Origin of the sequence: Mycobacterium colombiense (assembly GCF_001665835.1) — a bacterium.
GTDB classification, from domain to species: Bacteria; Actinomycetota; Actinomycetes; order Mycobacteriales; family Mycobacteriaceae; genus Mycobacterium; species Mycobacterium colombiense_A.
The window spans coordinates 25,340-43,263 of sequence record NZ_LZSX01000039.1; the positions used below are offsets into that span (position 1 = coordinate 25,340).

Genomic DNA, 17,924 nt, shown 5'->3' on the forward strand with positions numbered 1-17,924 from the left:
GGTCTCAGCGGCATTTTTACCAAGGCGCTAAAAGCGGTAAAGTGCAGGACGTGCAGCGGGTGCTCCTCCTCGGACGCCGCGACGGGGTCTGATCCAGACCGGCTTCCCGTCGCGGGTGTTCGCGATGCGCCGGTCTGAAGTCCCCCCTTCTGAGATTCCGGAGCAATCACCGTGACTAGCAATCCCGACGCATTCAGCTCGACACGAACCATCGTCCAGCCGGCCGGCCCACCGGGCCCCGGACAGCCCGCGTGGAACCCGCAGCGGGCCTCGTCGATGCCGGTCAACCGGTACCGGCCCTTCGCCGAAGAGGTCGAGCCCATCCGGCTGCCCGACCGCACCTGGCCCGACCGCATCATCGACAGCGCGCCGCTGTGGTGTGCGGTCGATCTGCGCGACGGCAACCAGGCGCTGATCGACCCCATGAGCCCGGCACGCAAGCGCCGCATGTTCGACCTGCTGGTTCGCATGGGCTACAAGGAAATCGAGGTCGGATTCCCGTCGGCCAGCCAAACCGACTACGACTTCGTCCGCGAGATCATCACCAACGGCGCCATCCCCGACGATGTCACCATCCAGGTGCTGACCCAGTGCCGGCCCGAACTGATCGAACGCACCTTCGATGCGTGCCACGGCGCGCCGCAGGCCATCGTGCACTTCTACAACTCGACGTCAATCCTGCAGCGCCGCGTGGTGTTTCGCGCGGACCGGGCCGCGGTGCAAGCCATCGCGACCGAAGGCGCGCGCAAGTGCGTCGAGGAGGCCGCCAAGCACCCCGGCACCCGGTGGCGGTTCGAGTATTCGCCGGAGTCCTACACCGGCACGGAGCTGGAGTACGCCAAACAGGTGTGCGACGCCGTGGGCGAGATCATCGCGCCGACGCCGGACAACCCGATCATCTTCAACCTGCCCGCCACGGTCGAGATGGCCACTCCCAACGTCTACGCCGACTCGATCGAGTGGATGAGCCGCAACCTGGCCAACCGGGAGTCTGTCATCCTGAGCCTGCATCCGCACAACGACCGCGGAACCGCCGTCGCCGCAGCGGAATTGGGCTATCAGGCCGGCGCCGACCGCATCGAGGGATGCCTGTTCGGCAACGGCGAGCGCACCGGCAACGTCTGCCTGGTGACGCTGGGGCTGAACCTGTTCTCGCGCGGGGTGGACCCGCAGATCGACTTCTCCAACATCGACGAGATCCGCCGCACGGTCGAGTACTGCAATCAGCTGCCGGTGCACGAGCGTCACCCCTACGGCGGGGACCTGGTCTACACCGCGTTCTCCGGCAGCCACCAGGACGCCATCAACAAGGGCCTGGACGCGATGAAGGTTGCCGCAGATGAGGCCGACGCGGATGTGGACGACATGCTCTGGCAGGTGCCGTATCTGCCGATCGACCCCAAGGACGTCGGGCGCACCTACGAGGCGGTGATCCGGGTCAACTCGCAGTCCGGCAAGGGCGGGGTGGCCTACATCATGAAGGCCGACCACGGGCTGGCCCTGCCGCGACGGCTGCAGATCGAGTTCTCCCAGGTGGTGCAGAAGATCAGTGAAGGGGAAGGCGGCGAGGTCAGTCCCAAGGAGATGTGGGACGCCTTCTCCGAGGAGTACCTGGCCCCGGTATCGCCGCTGGAGCGGATCAAGCAGCGCGTCGACGCCTCCGAGGAAGACAGCGGCGTCACCCGCATCACCGCGACGGTCAAGCTCAACGGGGCGGAGACCGAGGTCAGCGGGCAGGGCAACGGCCCCCTGGCCGCGTTCGTCCACGCGCTGGGCGATATCGGTTTCGACGTGGCCGTCCTGGACTACTCCGAGCACGCCATGAGCGCCGGCGACGACGCGCAGGCCGCGGCCTACGTGGAGGCGTCGGTGTCGATCGCGAGCGCGGCGCAGCCGGGCGAAGCGGGTCGGCACCCGTCGGGCCCGGTGGGCGGCCGCACGGTGTGGGGCGTCGGCATCGCGCCGTCGATCACCACCGCGTCGCTGCGCGCGGTCGTGTCGGCGGTCAACCGCGCCGCCCGCGGCTGATCAGAACAGCGCCAGCTGCTGGTCCAGCGTGCCGGCGTCGGTGAATTCATCCATGCTGGTGCCGCCGATGACGGCGCCGACGCAGTCCAGGAACTGCGCATCGGAGATCACCGGCACCCCCAGTTGCCGGGCGAGGTAGCCCTTGCCCTGCTCGGGGGCGGGGTCGTTGCAGACCACCAGCGAGGTCTCCCGGTCGACGGCGTCGGTGTAGGCCAGGCCGGCGTGCAGGATGCGCTCCACGAGTTCCTCGTGGGTGCGGCCGACCTCGGCGGCCAGCGCCACCCGCATGCCCTGCACCAGCGGCCGGCCGCCGACGTAGGGGCCCGGGTTGAGATACGGGCAGGGCATCCGGGACGCCAGCACCTTGAGCGGTCGCAGTTCGTCGTGGGTGACCCTGCCGTTGGGCCAGCGGCGTCGGGTCACCGGATGGATCGGCAGCCAGATGTCGCCCGCGCGGGCCAGCTTGAGCGCCGACGCCAGCACACCGGTCAGCACCATCGCGTCGTCGAAGGCGTCGTGCGGCCGCTCCTGGGTGACGCCCCAGTGCGCGGCGAGCGTCTCCAACCGCAGGTTCTCGACGCCGAGGTCCAGCCGCCGGGCCAGCTCGACGGTACACATGACGCTGTCGACGGGCAGTTCGGTCTCGGCCAGCTCGGCCTCGGCGGCCAGAAACGCGTAGTCGAACGCCACGTTGTGGGCCACCAATGTGCGGCCGCGCAGCACCTCGGCCACCTCGCCCACGATCTCGGCGAACTGGGGCTGGTCTTCCAGCATGGCGGCGGTCAGGCCGTGCACGTGCGTGGGACCGGGGTCCACGCCCGGGTTGAGCAGGCTCACCACGGAGTGTTCGACGTTGCCGTCGGCGTCCAGGCCGAGCGCCGCAACGCTGATGATGCGCGCCTGACCCGGGCGAAAACCCGAGGTCTCGACATCGACGACGGCCCAGCCGGCGTCCGGCTCGCTGGCCGGCCGACCCCAGGACACCCCGCTCATGCACTGAATATGGCACGGCCGGCCGACATCACCTGGCCGCTACGCGCCGTGTCGGGCGGAATTTGATGCGGGCGCCCCGCCGCGCCCGGCGACAAGCGCCGCGCTTGCGATCGCCCGGGAATTCGATGCGGCCGCGGCGCACATTTAAACTTCCCGGGTGGTCACCACCCGCGCCCGTCTGGCCCTCGCCGCAGGAGCGAGCGCGCGCTGGGCGTCGCGGGTGACCGGACGCGGGGCCGGGGCGATGATCGGCGGCCTGATCGCGATGACGCTGGACCGCTCGGTCCTCCGGCAACTCGCGGCCGGCCGGCGCACCGTCATCGTCACCGGCACCAACGGCAAATCCACCACCACCCGGATGACGTCGGCCGCGCTGGCGACGCTGGGCGCGGTGGCCACCAACGCCGAGGGCGCCAACATGGACGCCGGCCTGGTCGCCGCGCTTGCCGGCAGCCGCGATGCGCCGCTGGCAGCCCTGGAAGTCGACGAAATGCATGTCCCGCACGTTTCCGACGCCGTCGAACCCGGCGTCGTCGTGCTGCTCAACCTGTCGCGCGACCAGCTGGACCGGGTCGGCGAGATCAACGTCATCGAACGGACCCTGCGCGCCGGCCTGGCCCGGCACCCGAAGGCGGTCGTCGTGGCCAACTGCGACGACGTCCTGATGACGTCGGCGGCCTACGACAGCCCGAACGTGGTGTGGGTGGCCGCGGGCGGTTCGTGGTCGAACGACTCGGTCAGCTGCCCGCGCAGCGGCGAGATCATCGTCCGCGACCGGGGGCACTGGTATTCCACGGGCGCGGACTTCAAACGGCCCAGCCCGCAATGGTGGTTCGATGACGACGCCCTCTACGGGCCCGACGGCCTGGCCCTGCCGATGCGGCTGGCGCTGCCCGGCGCGGTCAACCGGGGCAACGCCGCCCAGGCCGTCGCGGCCGCGGTCGCGCTGGGCGCGGATCCGGCGTCGGCGGTCGCGGCCGTCTCGACGGTCGACGAGGTCGCGGGGCGTTATCGGACCGTCCGCGTCGGCGCGCACGAGGTGCGCATCCTGCTGGCCAAGAACCCCGCCGGCTGGCAGGAGGCGCTGTCGATGGTCGACAAGCACGCCGCCGGGGTGGTCATCTCGGTCAACGGCCAGGTGCCCGACGGGGAGGACCTGTCGTGGCTGTGGGATGTGCGGTTCGAGCACTTCGAGGAGACCGAAGTGGTGGCCGCCGGGGAGCGCGGGACCGACCTGGCGGTGCGGCTGGGCTATGCGGGCGTCGGGCACACCCTGGTGCACGACACCGTCGCCGCGATCGCGTCATGCCCGCCCGGCCGGGTGGAGGTCGTCGCCAACTACACCGCGTTCCTCCAGCTGCAACGAGCGTTGGCGCGGCATGGCTGACTCTGTGGTGCGGATCGGGCTGGTGCTGCCCGACGTGATGGGGACCTACGGCGACGGCGGCAACGCCCTGGTGCTGCGGCAGCGACTCCGGTTGCGCGGCATCGCCGCCGAGATCGTCGAGATCACGCTGGCCGAGCCGGTGCCCGAGTCGTTGGACCTGTACACGCTGGGCGGGGCCGAGGACTACGCGCAGCGGCTGGCCACCCGGCACCTGATCAAGCACCCGGGCTTGCAGCGCGCCGCGGAACGGGGCGCCCCGGTACTGGCGATCTGCGCGGCCGTGCAGGTGCTCGGGCACTGGTACGAGACGTCGGCCGGGGAACGCGTCGACGGCGTGGGCATGCTGGACGCGACGACGTCGCCGCAACAGGCGCGCACCATCGGCGAGCTGGCGACCAAGCCGCTGCTGGCCGGCCTGACCGAGCGTCTCACCGGTTTCGAGAACCACCGCGGCGGCACCGTGCTGGGAGCGGCGGCGTCGCCGCTGGGCGCGGTGGTCAAGGGCGCGGGCAACCGGTCCGGCGACGGCTTCGACGGCGTGGTGCAGGGCAGCGTGATCGCGACCTACATGCACGGGCCGTGCCTGGCCCGCAATCCGCAACTGGCCGACCTGCTGCTGGGCACGGTGGTCGGTGAGCTGGCGCCGCTGCCGATGCCGGAGGTGGACCTGCTGCGCCGCGAGCGGCTGGCGGCACGCTAGTAGTTCCACGCAGCAAAGTTTTGGGTACGTGACGTGATATCAATGAGCATCCGACGGCACCGGCAGCGCAGTACAGGCAACGACACCCACGACACCGATTCGGCGATGCGCCGGGACACTCTTGCTACGGCCATCGGCAACTTCATGGAGTGGTACGACTTCGGCGTCTACGGCTACATCGCGACCATCATCGCGCAGGTGTTCTATCCGGGTAACAGCGTCAGCGCGGTCCATCTCATCGCCACTTTCAGCACGCTGGCGGCGGCCTACGTGGTGCGGCCGCTCGGCGGGTTCGTCCTCGGCCCGCTCGGTGACCGCGTCGGGCGCAAACGGGTTTTGTTGATCACGATAATGCTGATGGCAGTCGGGACCACCATGACCGGCTTACTGCCCGGCTACGCCACCATCGGCATCTGGGCGCCCATCCTGCTTCTGGTCGCCCGGGTCTTTCAAGGCTTGTCGACCGGCGGCGAGTTTGTCGGCGCGATGACGTATCTCGTTGAGCGGGCCCCGGACCGCAAACGCGGCAAGATGGTCGGGTTCCTGCCGCTGGGCAACCTGGTCGGGTTCGTGCTCGCCGGGTTGCTGGTGACCGCATTACAGGCCTGGCTACCAAGCCGCGACATGCTGGCGTGGGGCTGGCGGATTCCGCTGTTGCTGGGAGCGCCGTTCGGCGTCATCGCCCTCTATTTGCGGCTGCGGATCGAGGAGTCACCCGCCTACAAACAGGTGAGCAGCAACCCGGATACGCCGGCTGATCGCGGCTGGCAGCAATTTCGGCGCACGGTGGTGGAGCAGTGGAAGCCGATGGTGCTCTGCGCGGCCATCGTGGTGACCTCACAGGTCCCCGACTTCATGCTCACCGGATACTTGCCGACATACCTCAAAGTGGTTGTGCGCGTGGGTAACACGGCCGGGCTGGTGATCATCGTGGCGACGTTGGCGATCCTGATGGCCGCGGTGGTGTTCGTCGCCATGCTGTCCGACCGTGTCGGCGTCAAACCGATCATGTGGACGGGCTGCGGATTGCTCGTCCTGGCGTCGGTCCCCGCATTCCTGCTGATGCGCTTCGGCGGCATCCTGGCGTTGGTCTTCATCGGTGTGCTGCTGGTCGGACTGATGGAACTGTGTTTCGACAGCACCACCCCCCAAGCCCTGCCGGCGCTGTTCCCGACCAGGGTGCGCAACGGAGCGCTGGCCATCTCGTACAACATCGCGCTATCGACCGTCGGCGGAACCACTCCGGTGATCGCTCAAGCGCTGATCTCCGGCACCGGCAGCGCCATGGTGCCGGCATACATGCTGATCTTCGCGGGCTTGGTGGGGACGGTCGCCCTTCGATTCATGCCGGAAGTCGCCGGCAAGCCGCTGCCGGGATCTGGGCCTTCGGTCGACAGCGAGGCCGGCGAACTGACCGGAGCGTGAAAGCTCGCGACCGGCGGCTCAGACCATGGCCCGGCGGCCGGCGAGAGCGCGACCGAGCGTCAGTTCGTCGGCGAACTCCAGGTCACCACCCATCGGCAGACCCGACGCGATCCGCGTCACGGTCAGGCCGGGGATGTCGCGCAGCATCCGCACCAGGTAGGTGGCCGTCGCCTCGCCCTCGGTGTTCGGGTCGGTGGCGATGATCACCTCGGTGATGTCGACGTCGTCGACCCGCTCCCCGATCCGGCTCAGCAGCTCGCGGATCCGCAGCTGATCGGGCCCCACCCCGGACAACGGATCGAGCGCACCGCCCAGCACGTGGTAGCGGCCGCGGAACTCGCGGGTGCGCTCGACGGCCTGGACGTCCTTGGGCTCCTCGACGACGCACACCTGCGAGCCGTCCCGGCGGGGATCCGCGCAGATCCGGCACCGCTCGTTGTCGGAGACGTTGCCGCACACCGCACAGAACCGCACCCCGTCGCGGACCTTCGCCAGCACCGCGGTCAGCCGGTCGATATCCGACGGTTCCACCGACAACAGGTGGAAGGCGATGCGCTGGGCGCTTTTGGGCCCGATGCCCGGCAGCTTGCCGAGCTCGTCGATCAGATCTTGGACGGGTCCTTCGAACATGTTGGTCGCGGAGCCTAAAGCCCCTGCGCCGGCGCGGGTGGTTGCCCCGGCGGCGGGCCGAAGCCGCCGGCCAGCGACCCCAGCCGCTCCTGAGCCATCCGGGTGACCTGCTTGGACGCGTCACCCATGGCGCCGACGATCAGGTCCTGCAAGGTCTCGACGTCCGACGGGTTGACGACGGAGGGATCGATCTTCACGCCGACCACCTCGCCGCTGCCCTTCACGACAACGCTGACCAAGCCCCCACCGGCCTGACCATGCACCTCGGCGTTCGCCAGTTGTTGCTGGGCCTCCATGAGCTTCTGCTGCATCTGCTGCGCCTGGGCCAGCAGCGCCGACATATCGCCTCCGGGTTGCATGACAATCCCCTCGCATCTTGGTCTCGAGTTGGTTTCGCTCGTGAGTCTCCGGCGATTCGAAACCCCCAGCGTAGACCGCGCGGCGTTAGCTTTGCGCCGTGGACCTACGACTGAGCAGGCGTGTCGGCTTCCGGACGATCATCTGCATGATTGTTGCTGCGTCGGCCATCATCATCCCTAACGCCATGGCAGCCCCATCCAACATCGCCGGCATGGTGGTTTTCATCGATCCGGGCCACAACGGCTCCAATGACGGCTCCATCAACCGTCAGGTGCCCACCGGCCGCGGCGGCACCAAGGACTGCCAGACCAGCGGCACGGCGACCAACACCGGCTACATGGAACACACCTTCACCTGGGACACCGCGCTGCGGGTGCGCGCCGAGTTGAGCGCCCTGGGAGTGCGGACCGCGCTGTCCCGCGCCAACGACAGCGCCCTGGGCCCGTGTGTCGACGAACGCGCGAACGCGGCCAACGCGCTGCACCCCAACGCGGTCCTGTCCATCCACGCCGACGGCGGGCCGCCGTCCGGCCGGGGATTCCACGTCAACTATTCGGCCCCGCCCCTCAACCAGGTGCAGGCGGGTCCGTCGGTGCAGTACGCGCGGATCATGCGCGACCAGATGCAGGGCTCGGGAATCCCGCCGGCCAACTACATCGGCCAGAACGGCCTGTACGGCCGCTCGGACCTGACCGGCCTGAACCTGGCGCAGTACCCGTCGATCCTGGTCGAGTGCGGGAACATGAAGAACCCCGCCGATTCGGCGCTGATGGAGTCGGCCGAGGGCCGGCAGAAATACGCCGACGCACTGGTCCGGGGGGTCGCGGGCTTCCTCGCCTCGCAGGGCCAGGCGCGCTAGCTCAGCTCTCCAGTTCCTTCTTCAGGTTGGCCAGCACCTCGCCCTGAATCCTCTTGAGCCCCAAGGGCGCAAAGGTCTTCTCGAAGAAGCCCTTCACACCGCCGGCGCCGGTCCAGGTGGTCTTGACGGTGACGCTGGAGCCGGGTCCGGCGGGAGCCACCGTCCAGTTGATCACCATGGACGAGTTCGCGTCCTTCTCGATGACGGTGTGCCCGGCGAGGTCGACGTTGACCTGCACGTCGCGCACGCGTGATTTGGTGGCCTGCAGCTTCCACTTGGCGACCGTGCCCGGCCCCTGCCCACCCTGCAGCACCTCGTACTCGCTGTACTGCGGGGAGAGAATTTTCGGGCGGACGGTCTGATAGTCCGCGACGGCGGCAAGGGTTGCCGCAGGCTCCGCGTTGATCAAGATGGTGCTCTCTGCGTTCACCTGTCCCAAGGCGACCCCTCCTCATAAGATTTTCCCCGGTGCCGGCCCTTGCGACGGGTGCACGGGCTGTTGTCGAAGACTAGGGTATATCTGGTGCCAGTCCTTGGATCTGCACTCTCAGCCCACAAGTCCGGCGTTGACCGGATGCTGGCAAGTTATCGATCCATTCCCGCGACGTCCGCCGTCCGGCTGGCCAAGCCGACGTCAAATCTGTTCCGCGCCCGCACCAAACGCGATGCCCCCGGTCTGGACACGTCCGGGCTGACCGGCGTCCTGAGCGTGGATCCCGAAACCCGCACCGCCGACGTGGCGGGCATGTGCACCTATGCGGACCTGGTCGCCGCGACGCTGCCGTACGGTCTTTCGCCGCTGGTCGTCCCGCAGCTGAAGACCATCACCCTGGGCGGCGCGGTCAGCGGACTGGGCATCGAGTCGGCGTCGTTCCGCAACGGCCTGCCGCATGAGTCGGTGCTGGAGATGGACATCCTCACCGGCGCTGGCGATTTGCTCACCGCCTCTCGCACCCAGCATCCCGACCTGTTCCGCGCCTTCCCGAATTCCTATGGGACGCTTGGGTATTCGACCCGGATCCGGATCGAGCTGGAATCCGTCGCGCCGTTCGTGGCGCTGCGGCACGTCCGATTCCGCTCGCTGCCCGATCTGATCGCGGCCATGGAACGCATCATCGACACCGGCGGGCAGGGCGGGACACCGGTCGACTATCTCGACGGGGTGGTCTTCAGCGCCGACGAAAGCTACCTGTGCGTGGGCCGGCGGACCACCACGCCCGGCCCGGTCAGCGACTACACCGGCCGCAACATCTACTACCAGTCCATCCGGCACGACGGCCCGGGCCTGGAAGCCACCAAGGATGACCGGCTGACCATGAACGACTATTTCTGGCGCTGGGACACCGACTGGTTCTGGTGCTCACGCGCATTCGGCGTGCAGAACCCGCGGCTGCGGCGCTGGTGGCCGCGCCGCTACCGGCGCAGCAGCGTCTATTCGAAGCTGATCTCCATGGACCGCCGCTTCGGACTGTCCGACCGGATCGAGACGCGCAAGGGCCGGCCGGCGCGCGAGCGGGTGGTGCAGGACGTCGAGGTGCCGGTCGAACGGACCTGCGACTTCCTGGAGTGGTTCCTGGACAGCGTGCCCATCACGCCAATCTGGTTGTGCCCGTTGCGGCTACGCGACCACCACGGCTGGCCGCTGTACCCGATTCGCCCGGATCACACCTACGTCAACATCGGCTTCTGGTCGTCGGTGCCGGCCGGCGCCACCGAGGGCGCCACCAACCGGATGATCGAGGCCAAGGTGGACGAGCTCGACGGCCACAAGTCGCTGTATTCGGACTCCTTCTACTCCCGCGAGGACTTCGACGAGCTGTACGGCGGCGAGGCCTACAACACCGTCAAGAAGACCTACGACCCCGACTCTCGTTTACTCGACCTCTACGCGAAGGCGGTGCAACGGCGATGACGACGACAAAAGAACCCCACCGCTCGCGGACCGGCAAACTCAGCATGGCCGAGATCCTGGAGATCTTCGCCGCGACCGGGCGACATCCGCTGAAGTTCACCGCCTATGACGGCAGCACCGCCGGAAGCGAGGACGCCGAACTGGGTCTGGATCTTCGCAGCCCCCGCGGCGCCACGTACCTGGCCACCGCGCCCGGCGAGCTCGGCCTGGCCCGCGCCTACGTGGCCGGTGACCTGCAGGCCTATGGCGTCCATCCCGGTGATCCGTACGAACTGCTCAAGACGCTGACCGACCGGGTGGAATTCAAGCGGCCGCCGGCCCGGGTACTGGCCAACATCGTCCGTTCGATGGGTTTCGAACGGTTGTTGCCGGTCGCACCGCCGCCGCAGGAGACGCCGCCGCGGTGGCGCCGGGTCACCGAGGGGCTGATGCACACCAAGGCCCGCGACGCTGAGGCCATCCATCACCATTACGACGTCTCCAACACCTTCTACGAGCTGGTGTTGGGCCCCTCGATGACCTACACGTGCGCGGTGTACCCCGACGCCGACGCGACGCTGGAAGACGCCCAGCAGAACAAGTACCGGCTGATCTTCGAGAAGTTGCGGCTACAGCCGGGCGACCGGCTGCTCGACGTCGGCTGCGGCTGGGGCGGCATGGTGCGCTACGCCGCGCACCGCGGTGTCCGGGCCATCGGCGCCACGCTGTCGGCCGAACAGGCGAAGTGGGCGCAGCGGGCGATCGCCGAGGAGGGGCTGGCGGAGCTGGCCGAGGTGCGGCACTCCGACTACCGCGACGTGGGCGAGGCGCAGTTCGACGCCGTCTCCTCGATCGGGCTGACCGAGCACATCGGCGTCAAGAACTACCCGGCCTACTTCGGGTTCTTGAAGTCGAAGCTGCGCACCGGCGGCCTGCTGCTCAACCACTGCATCACCCGTCATGACAACACCTCGACGTCGTTCGCCGGGGGGTTCACCGACCGCTACGTCTTCCCGGACGGCGAGCTGACCGGCTCGGGCCGCATCACCTGCGCGATCCAGGATGCGGGCTTCGAGGTGCTGCACGCGGAGAACTTCCGCCATCACTACGCGATGACGCTGCGCGACTGGTGCCACAACCTGGTCGAGCATTGGGACGTGGCGGTCGCCGAGGTCGGCCTGCCAACCGCCAAGGTGTGGGGCCTGTACATGGCGGCGTCGCGGGTCGCCTTCGAGCAGAACAACCTTCAGCTCCATCACGTGCTGGCGGCCAACACCGACGTGCGAGGCGACGACGACCTGCCGCTGCGGCCGTGGTGGACGGCCTGACCCGCTAGCCGTTGTCGATGGGGCGGGCGCCCAGCTCACTCTGCAGCAATTCGAGCGCGACCTCTTCGGGGTCGCGGCGCGGCGCCGACGGCTCGTCGCGGACGGCCTCGGCGAGCATGTGTTCCTCTTCGTCGCGGCGCGCCGAATCCACGTCGGGCGCGGGCTCGGTCACGTTCGTCGCCGCCGGGCCGGCTCCCCCACCGGCGGGAGGGGGTGGCGCGGCCGACGCCGGTGCACCGGCCTCACACCGCACCCGCCAGTTGACGCCCAGCGCGTCTTTGAGCGCTTCGGCGATGACGTCGGCGTTGCGCTGTTCGCAGAGCCGCTTGGCCAGCGGCGCCGATTCATGGCTCAGCACCAACGTGTTGCCCTCGATCGCCCGCACGGTCGCCCCGGCCAGCATCACCTCGGTGGTGCGGCTGCGCTGACGGACCTTTTCACGCACCGTCGGCCACATGCTGCGCACCGCGGCGGTGTTGAGTTCACCTGGCGCAGAGGCTGTTTCGACCGCCGGCGCCGCGGCGGGTTCGGGTGCGGCCTGCGCGGCCGGAGGAGGTTCGGGCACGGGGGCCGGCTCGGGCTTCGATTCGGGTTTCGGCTCGGGTTTCGATTCGGGCTTGGCGGCCGCCGCCGCGGAGGGCCGGGTGAACCGCACGGGCGGCTCGGGTTCGGCCGACGCGGGCGCGCTGCGCGGCGCCCCGGCGGGGGCCTCGGAGCCGGGGATGGACATGTCCAGCCGGGTCTCGATCCGCTCGACGCGTTGCAGCAGCGCCGATTCGCTGTCGCTGGCCGAGGGCAGCAGCAGTCGCGCACACACGACCTCGAGCAGCAGGCGCGGCGCCGTCGCACCGCGCATCTCCCCCAGCCCGGCCTGCACCACCTCGGCGTAGCGGGTCAGGGACGCCGGTCCGATCCGGGTCGCTTGATCTCGCATCCGCTCCAGCACGTCCTCCGGCGCGTCCACCACACCGCGGCTGGCCGCGTCCGGAACGGCCTGCAGCAGGATCAGGTCGCGGAACCGCTCCAGCAGATCGGTGGCGAAGCGCCGCGGGTCATGCCCGGCATCGATCACCGACTCCACCGCACCGAACAGCGCCGCGGCATCGGCGGCGGCGAGGGCGTCCACGGCGTCGTCGATCAGCGCCATGTCGGTGGCCCCCAGCAGGCCCAGCGCCCGCTGATAGGTCACATGCGCGCCCTCGGCCCCGGCCACCAGCTGATCCAGCACCGACAGGGTGTCGCGGGGGGAGCCGCCGCCGGCGCGGATCACCAGCGGGTAGACGGCGTCGTCGACGGCGACGCCCTCCTGCTCGCAGATCCGCCCGATCAACGACCGCATGGTCTTCGGCGGCAACAACCGGAACGGGTAGTGGTGCGTGCGCGACCGGATCGTCGGCAGCACCTTCTCCGGTTCGGTGGTCGCGAAGATGAAGATGAGGTGTTCGGGGGGCTCCTCGACTATCTTGAGCAGCGCGTTGAACCCCGCCGTCGTCACCATGTGCGCCTCGTCGACGATGAACACGCGGTAGCGCGACTGGGCGGGCGCGTAGAACGCGCGGTCGCGCAGCTCGCGGGTGTCGTCCACCCCGCCGTGGCTGGCGGCGTCGAGCTCGACCACGTCGATGCTGCCGGGCGCGTTGGGCGCCAGCGCCTGGCACGAGTCGCAGACCCCGCACGGGGTGGCCGTCGGGCCCTGAGCGCAGTTCAGCGAGCGGGCCAGGATGCGCGCCGAGGAGGTCTTCCCGCAGCCGCGCGGACCCGAGAACAAATACGCGTGGTTGATCCGTCCGGCTTCCAGGGCGATCGAGAGTGGTTCGGTGACATGCTCCTGCCCCACCACTTCGGCGAAGGTTGCCGGACGGTACTTGCGGTAGAGGGCCACGGTCAGCAGGCTACCGGCGCGCGCTGACGATGCGGACCCGGCAGGGTCGTCAGCTCACACTCGACGCGGACGACGCGAGCAGCGATTCGGACGCCGCCAGCAGCGCGCAGGTGGCCAGCCCGTCGACGGCGTCGCGCAGGTCCGGCAGCGATGGGAACGTCGGCGCGATCCGGATGTTGGTGTCCCTCGGATCCTTCCGGTACGGGAACGACGCACCCGCCTCGGTCACCGCGATACCGGCGTCCTTTGCCAGCGCGACCGTCCGCTTCGCCGTGCCGGGCAGCACGTCGAGGCTGATGAAGTAACCGCCCTTGGGGTCGGTCCACGACGCGATCTTGGACTCGCTGAGCCGCTGATCGAGGATCTCGGCGGCCAGCGCGAACTTGGGCGCCAGGATCTGTTGGTGCTTCAGCATGTGCAGCCGCACCCCGTCGGCGTCGCGGAAGAAGCGCAGGTGCCGCAGCTGGTTGATCTTGTCGGGTCCGATCGATTTCTTCCCCGCGTACTGCAGGTACCAGGCGATGTTGCCCAGCGATCCGCCCAGGAAGCTCACGCCGGCGCCGGCGAAGGTGATCTTCGAGGTGGACGCGAACACGTAGGGCCGATGTGGATTGCCGGCCGCGGAGGCCAGGCCGAGCACGTCGACCTGCCGGATGAAGTCATGCGTCAGCGTGTGCACCGCGTACGCGTTGTCCCAGAACAGCCGGAAGTCGGGCGCCGCGGTCCGCATCTGAACGAGCCGCAGGACATTGTCCCAGGAGTAGGTGACCCCGGTGGGGTTGCCGAAGACCGGCACCGTCCACATGCCCTTGATGGCCGGGTCGGCGGCGACCAGCTCTTCGATCAGGTCGACGTCCGGCCCGTCGGACAGCATCGGGACGGGGATCATCTCGATGCCCATCGTCTCGGTGATGGCGAAGTGGCGGTCGTAGCCGGGGGCCGGGCACAGGAACTTGACGCTCGGTTCGTCCTTCCAGGGCCGCTGCGAGTCCACGCCGCCGTACAACATCGAGAAGGCGACCAGGTCGTGCATCAGTTCCAGGCTGGAGTTGTTACCCGCGATCAGGTTCTGCACCGGGATGCCGAGCAGCTCCCCGAAGATGGCCCGCAGCTCGGGCAGGCCGTGCAGGCCGCCGTAGTTGCGGGTGTCGGTGCCCTCGCTGTCGCGGTAGTCGTCGCCGGGCAGGCTCAGCAGCTGGTTGGAAAGGTCCAGCTGGGCGGGAGCGGGTTTGCCGCGGGTCAGGTCGAGCGCGAGCTTCTTGGCCTGCAGATCGGCGTAATCCTGCTGGTGACGAGCGTGTGCACCGGCAAGTTCTTCCGGGCTGAGGGACTCCAGCGACACCATGGACCTTTCGCTGTCGAAGGCGGGAAACCGGTGGCGATCGCAAGCGCGGCGGAGCCGGGCGAAGCGGGTCGACACTCATGTGGATATAGGGGACCCCGCGCACCCGACAGAGCCCATTGACCCTTGCTGCCTTCCGGCCCTGGGGGAGTTCACAGGATAGACGCCGCGCGGGGTCCAGCGACGAGTCTAGTACCTGCCCCGGAGTCGACGACGAGCAACTGGCTGGGGCCATCGGGGCCTCGGTTACCATGGCCACGGAGGATTCGCCTAGTGGCCTATGGCGCTCGCCTGGAACGCGGGTTGGGTTAACAGCCCTCGCGGGTTCAAATCCCGCATCCTCCGCCATTGGTCCGCCAAGCGGACACGTACGAATTGATATGGATTCGGGTCGGCCGCCTTTAGGCTGGCGTGAAATCACCAGGACGAGGAGGGGTATGGGGCGCAAGGTCGCCATCCCGTGGCACGCGTCATTTTCGATCGCTGCCGGCTTCCTCTACTTCTTCTTCGTGCTGCCCCGCTGGCCCGAGCTGATGGGCGACACCGCGCACACGTTGGGGACGACGCTGCGGATCGTGACGGGTGCGCTCGTCGCTCTCGCGGCGCTGCCCGTGGTGTTCACCCTGCTGCGTACCCGCAAGCCCGAGTTGGGGACGCCGCAGCTCGCCCTGTCCCTCAGGATCTGGTCGATCGTGGCCCACGTGCTGGCCGGGGTGCTGATCATCGGGACGGCGGTCAGCGAGATCTGGTTGAGCCTGGACGCCGCCGGACGATGGTTGTTCGGGATCTACGGCGCCGCCGCCGCGATCGCGTTGCTCGGCATTTTCGCCTTCTACCTCTCCTTCGTCGCCGAGCTGCCCCCGCCGCCGCCCAAGCCGATCAAGGCGAAGAAGCCCAAGGAGCGTCGCGTGCGGCGCAAGAAGGGCGCCGAGGCCGAAGCCGAAGAAACGGAAGAAGCCGAAGAAGCCGAAGAAGCCGAAGCTGACGAAGACGAGGCGGAGACCGCCGAGGCAGAAGCCGCAGAAACCGAGCCTGCTGAGGAAGCCGAGCCGACGGTGACCCCCGGCGAAGTCACCGCCGAAACCGCCGAAACCGCCGAAGCTGAGCCCAAACCGGAGCCGACGACCGAGGCGGTGCCCGCCGACGACACCGCGGAAGCCGGCGACGAGGGCGACGAGTCGAAGGCCAAGCTGCGCAACCGGCGCCCGACCGGCAAGGGATCGCACCGGATGCGGCGCAGGCGCACTCGGGCCGGCGTGGCCCTGGACGAAAACGCCGACGAGGACTAGTCAGCGGCGCCGCAGCCGCTCCACGTAGACCGCGATGCGTCGCAGCGTCTCGTCGGTGCCCCACATCCGGCGAACCTCGTCATCGACGCTGCGAGCCTCGTGGATGCGCGCCATCGTCGGGCCGTGCAACTGGGCTTTGGTCTGCCGGTAGGCGTCGGCCGGGATGCTGCCCAGGTCCGACGCCTCGGTCACGGCCACCTCCATGAGCTCGTCGGCGACGACGCGGTGGGCCAGTCCTCGGGCCACGGCCTCCGCGCCGCGATAGTTGCCGCCGCCCAGCAGCACCTCATCGGCGTGCATCCCGCAGGCGTAGCGCATGATCTCCAGCGCGGCGACCGGGAACGGTACCCCGACGCGCACCTCGGCCGCGCCGATCTGCGCCTCGGGGCTGATCAAGCGGCGGTCGCAGGAGCACGCGAGCACGCAGCCGCCCGCGATGGCGGCGCCGTTGATCGCGGCGACGGTCGGCCCGGGATAACTGAACATCGCCTCGAACGCCGCGGACAGCGCGGGGACCAGTCGATCGGTGTAGCCGGTGCCGCCCTGCACCACGCGGTTGAGGTCGACGCCGGCGCTGAAGGCGCGACCGGCACCGGTGACAACCAACGCGCCGGCGTCCGAACGTGCCAGGTCGCGCACGGCCGAAGCCAGTTCTTCGAGCAGCTCGACATCCTGCGCGTTGACTGCACCCGACGACAGGGTCAGCACCCGCACGGTCCCCACGGGACTGATGTCGATCATGATCATTCCTCCGATCAGCGGCTGACGGCCGCGAGGACGACTGGGATGTCCGTGTTCTCGTCGGTGTGATAGCTCGCGCAGACCCGGTGGTAGCCGTCGGCGATCTGCAACGAAACCCCGGTCATGAAGTCGCCGCGCACCAGCAGGATGGGCGACAGGGGCAGGCCCTTCTCGATCTTGGTCAGGTCCGCCGCGACGTGCGGGTTGTCCACCGGCAGCAGGCCCAGCCGCGCCGCCCGCAGGATGTCTTTGGCCTTTTTGTGCGTCACGGTGCCGGACTTCAGCTTCTTGACCACCTTCTTCACCGTCTGTCCGTCCGCGAGCATGGTGAGATAGTCCGCCGCCGCCGGAAAGTCATGGGCCTCAGGCTTTTCCAGCCATTTCACGCTGAGCATCGTGTTCCTCCCTGTGCCGGCTCCGACATCGACGCAGCCTACCGGCTCGGCCCCGCGAAAATTGGGATCGGTAGCAACCGGGGCGGTCTGTACTTGCGCCAGGACGACGCCATCGGGGCGGCGCACGAAGGAAGGAACCACAAGTGAAACGTCTTCTCGCAGCTGCGATTGGGACACTGGGCTGCGCCGCGGCCTCAGTAGCCCTGGTGGGATGCTCGGGCGGCGGCCACACGGCCGCACCGGCGTCGAGCACCACGCCCAGCGCCTCCACGGGCACCAACGCGCAGGTCAAGGTCGGCGGTACGGATCTGTCCGGCGTGAACCCCGCCTCCGTGACCTGTGTGCGGACCGGCGGCAAGATCGACATCGGCAGCGGCTCCACGGGCGGCGCCCAGCAGGCGCTGGCCGTCGTGATGACCGACGAAGCCAACCCGAAGGTCCAGTCGGTGGCCCTCGTTGTCGACGGCAACGCCCTGGCGGTCAGCGACAACATGGGCGCGAAGGTGGGTTCGGCCAGCGTCGCGGTCGATGGCAAGACCTACACCATCACCGGTCAGGCGCAAGGCGCCGACATGAAGAACCCGATGGCGGGAATGATCACCAAGGACTTCACCATCAAGGTGTCCTGCGGCTGATCGGTTGCGGCCCTCGAGCGGCGGACGTGCCTCACTCAC

At 68.8% G+C, this 17,924-nt stretch carries 17 protein-coding genes, 1 tRNA gene and 1 other RNA gene; 10 read left to right on the top strand and 9 right to left on the bottom strand.

The window, feature by feature from the left end:
* Positions 1-171: 171 nt before the first annotated feature.
* Positions 172-2,028, top strand: coding sequence for a 2-isopropylmalate synthase (gene leuA, locus A5760_RS09540; protein ID WP_082279405.1), 1,857 nt, complete (start codon positions 172-174; stop codon positions 2,026-2,028).
* Here the strand turns inward: leuA and A5760_RS09545 are convergent, their stop codons facing one another.
* Positions 2,029-3,021, bottom strand: coding sequence for a DEDDh family exonuclease (locus A5760_RS09545; RefSeq protein ID WP_064880020.1), 993 nt, complete (start codon positions 3,019-3,021; stop codon positions 2,029-2,031).
* 157 nt (positions 3,022-3,178) lie between these two features.
* Between A5760_RS09545 and A5760_RS09550 the strand changes: the two genes are divergently transcribed.
* The 3 genes from A5760_RS09550 to A5760_RS09560 all read left to right on the top strand — a co-directional run bounded on the left by A5760_RS09550 (position 3,179) and on the right by A5760_RS09560 (position 6,533).
* Positions 3,179-4,408 (top strand): Mur ligase family protein, encoded by a 1,230-nt coding sequence (locus A5760_RS09550; RefSeq protein ID WP_064880022.1) that lies wholly within the window; start codon positions 3,179-3,181, stop codon positions 4,406-4,408.
* Between the two features lie 4 nt (positions 4,409-4,412).
* On the top strand, positions 4,413-5,108 hold the full coding sequence (locus tag A5760_RS09555) for a type 1 glutamine amidotransferase (RefSeq protein WP_155764283.1): 696 nt from the start codon (positions 4,413-4,415) through the stop codon (positions 5,106-5,108).
* 105 nt (positions 5,109-5,213) lie between these two features.
* Positions 5,214-6,533, top strand: coding sequence for an MFS transporter (locus tag A5760_RS09560; protein WP_064880306.1), 1,320 nt, complete (start codon positions 5,214-5,216; stop codon positions 6,531-6,533).
* An 18-nt stretch (positions 6,534-6,551) separates the two neighbouring features.
* On the opposite strand, the gene recR is transcribed toward A5760_RS09560, so the two are convergent.
* Positions 6,552-7,163, bottom strand: coding sequence for a recombination mediator RecR (gene recR, locus A5760_RS09565; RefSeq protein WP_064880026.1), 612 nt, complete (start codon positions 7,161-7,163; stop codon positions 6,552-6,554).
* A gap of 14 nt (positions 7,164-7,177) precedes the next feature.
* A complete protein-coding gene (locus A5760_RS09570) occupies positions 7,178-7,522 on the bottom strand; it encodes a YbaB/EbfC family nucleoid-associated protein (protein ID WP_082279406.1) in 345 nt (114 codons plus the stop codon).
* A gap of 98 nt (positions 7,523-7,620) precedes the next feature.
* On the opposite strand from A5760_RS09570, the gene A5760_RS09575 reads away from it, so the two are divergent.
* Positions 7,621-8,382, top strand: coding sequence for an Rv3717 family N-acetylmuramoyl-L-alanine amidase (locus A5760_RS09575; RefSeq protein ID WP_082279407.1), 762 nt, complete (start codon positions 7,621-7,623; stop codon positions 8,380-8,382).
* Between the two features lies 1 nt (position 8,383).
* Here the strand turns inward: A5760_RS09575 and A5760_RS09580 are convergent, their stop codons facing one another.
* Positions 8,384-8,821, bottom strand: coding sequence for an SRPBCC family protein (locus tag A5760_RS09580; protein WP_064880032.1), 438 nt, complete (start codon positions 8,819-8,821; stop codon positions 8,384-8,386).
* Positions 8,822-8,902: 81 nt separating this feature from the next.
* On the opposite strand from A5760_RS09580, the gene A5760_RS09585 reads away from it, so the two are divergent.
* Both A5760_RS09585 and A5760_RS09590 read left to right on the top strand, forming a co-directional pair.
* The gene (locus A5760_RS09585) at positions 8,903-10,294 is read left to right on the top strand and encodes an FAD-binding oxidoreductase (protein ID WP_064880308.1); all 1,392 of its coding nucleotides are present in this window, start codon (positions 8,903-8,905) and stop codon (positions 10,292-10,294) included.
* Complete coding sequence (locus tag A5760_RS09590) at positions 10,291-11,601, top strand: class I SAM-dependent methyltransferase (RefSeq protein ID WP_196772044.1); 1,311 nt, start codon at positions 10,291-10,293, stop codon at positions 11,599-11,601. Before A5760_RS09585 ends, A5760_RS09590 begins: the two co-directional genes overlap by 4 nt.
* A 4-nt stretch (positions 11,602-11,605) precedes the next feature.
* Here A5760_RS09590 and A5760_RS09595 read toward each other — a convergent pair whose 3' ends face one another.
* The 3 genes from A5760_RS09595 to ffs all read right to left on the bottom strand — a co-directional run bounded on the left by A5760_RS09595 (position 11,606) and on the right by ffs (position 15,008).
* Complete coding sequence (locus A5760_RS09595; RefSeq protein WP_064880034.1) at positions 11,606-13,483, bottom strand: DNA polymerase III subunits gamma/tau; 1,878 nt, start codon at positions 13,481-13,483, stop codon at positions 11,606-11,608.
* 49 nt (positions 13,484-13,532) lie between these two features.
* Complete coding sequence (locus A5760_RS09600) at positions 13,533-14,825, bottom strand: aminotransferase class I/II-fold pyridoxal phosphate-dependent enzyme (protein ID WP_155764275.1); 1,293 nt, start codon at positions 14,823-14,825, stop codon at positions 13,533-13,535.
* An 86-nt stretch (positions 14,826-14,911) separates the two neighbouring features.
* An RNA gene (gene ffs / locus A5760_RS09605) (signal recognition particle sRNA small type) lies at positions 14,912-15,008 on the bottom strand.
* 76 nt (positions 15,009-15,084) lie between these two features.
* Here ffs and A5760_RS09610 point away from each other — a divergent pair.
* Together A5760_RS09610 and A5760_RS09615 are read left to right on the top strand one after the other, a co-directional pair.
* Positions 15,085-15,173 (top strand) — tRNA-Ser (locus tag A5760_RS09610).
* An 89-nt stretch (positions 15,174-15,262) separates the two neighbouring features.
* Positions 15,263-16,114, top strand: a complete 852-nt coding sequence (locus tag A5760_RS09615) for a hypothetical protein (protein WP_064880038.1) — start codon at positions 15,263-15,265, stop codon at positions 16,112-16,114.
* Here the strand turns inward: A5760_RS09615 and A5760_RS09620 are convergent, their stop codons facing one another.
* On the bottom strand, positions 16,115-16,855 hold the full coding sequence (locus A5760_RS09620; protein ID WP_231122593.1) for an enoyl-CoA hydratase/isomerase family protein: 741 nt from the start codon (positions 16,853-16,855) through the stop codon (positions 16,115-16,117). It abuts the gene before it with no gap.
* A gap of 14 nt (positions 16,856-16,869) precedes the next feature.
* A complete protein-coding gene (locus A5760_RS09625) occupies positions 16,870-17,250 on the bottom strand; it encodes a hypothetical protein (RefSeq protein ID WP_064880042.1) in 381 nt (126 codons plus the stop codon).
* Positions 17,251-17,426: 176 nt separating this feature from the next.
* Here A5760_RS09625 and A5760_RS09630 point away from each other — a divergent pair, with 176 nt between their 5' ends.
* Entirely contained in the window at positions 17,427-17,885 is a 459-nt protein-coding gene (locus tag A5760_RS09630) for a lipoprotein LpqH (protein ID WP_196772051.1), read from the top strand.
* The last annotated feature ends 39 nt before the right edge of the window (positions 17,886-17,924 follow it).

What these genes read in the sequence shown, in the direction of transcription:
- recR (WP_064880026.1), bottom strand. Translation starts at nt 7,163, where the DNA reads ATGTTCGAAGGACCCGTCCAAGATCTGATCGACGAGCTCGGCAAGCTG.
- A5760_RS09545 (WP_064880020.1), bottom strand. Translation starts at nt 3,021, where the DNA reads ATGAGCGGGGTGTCCTGGGGTCGGCCGGCCAGCGAGCCGGACGCCGGC.
- A5760_RS09560 (WP_064880306.1), top strand. Translation starts at nt 5,214, where the DNA reads ATGCGCCGGGACACTCTTGCTACGGCCATCGGCAACTTCATGGAGTGG.
- A5760_RS09620 (WP_231122593.1), bottom strand. Translation starts at nt 16,855, where the DNA reads ATGATCGACATCAGTCCCGTGGGGACCGTGCGGGTGCTGACCCTGTCG.
- A5760_RS09570 (WP_082279406.1), bottom strand. Translation starts at nt 7,522, where the DNA reads ATGCAACCCGGAGGCGATATGTCGGCGCTGCTGGCCCAGGCGCAGCAG.
- A5760_RS09615 (WP_064880038.1), top strand. Translation starts at nt 15,263, where the DNA reads ATGGGGCGCAAGGTCGCCATCCCGTGGCACGCGTCATTTTCGATCGCT.
- A5760_RS09625 (WP_064880042.1), bottom strand. Translation starts at nt 17,250, where the DNA reads ATGCTCAGCGTGAAATGGCTGGAAAAGCCTGAGGCCCATGACTTTCCG.
- A5760_RS09590 (WP_196772044.1), top strand. Translation starts at nt 10,291, where the DNA reads ATGACGACGACAAAAGAACCCCACCGCTCGCGGACCGGCAAACTCAGC.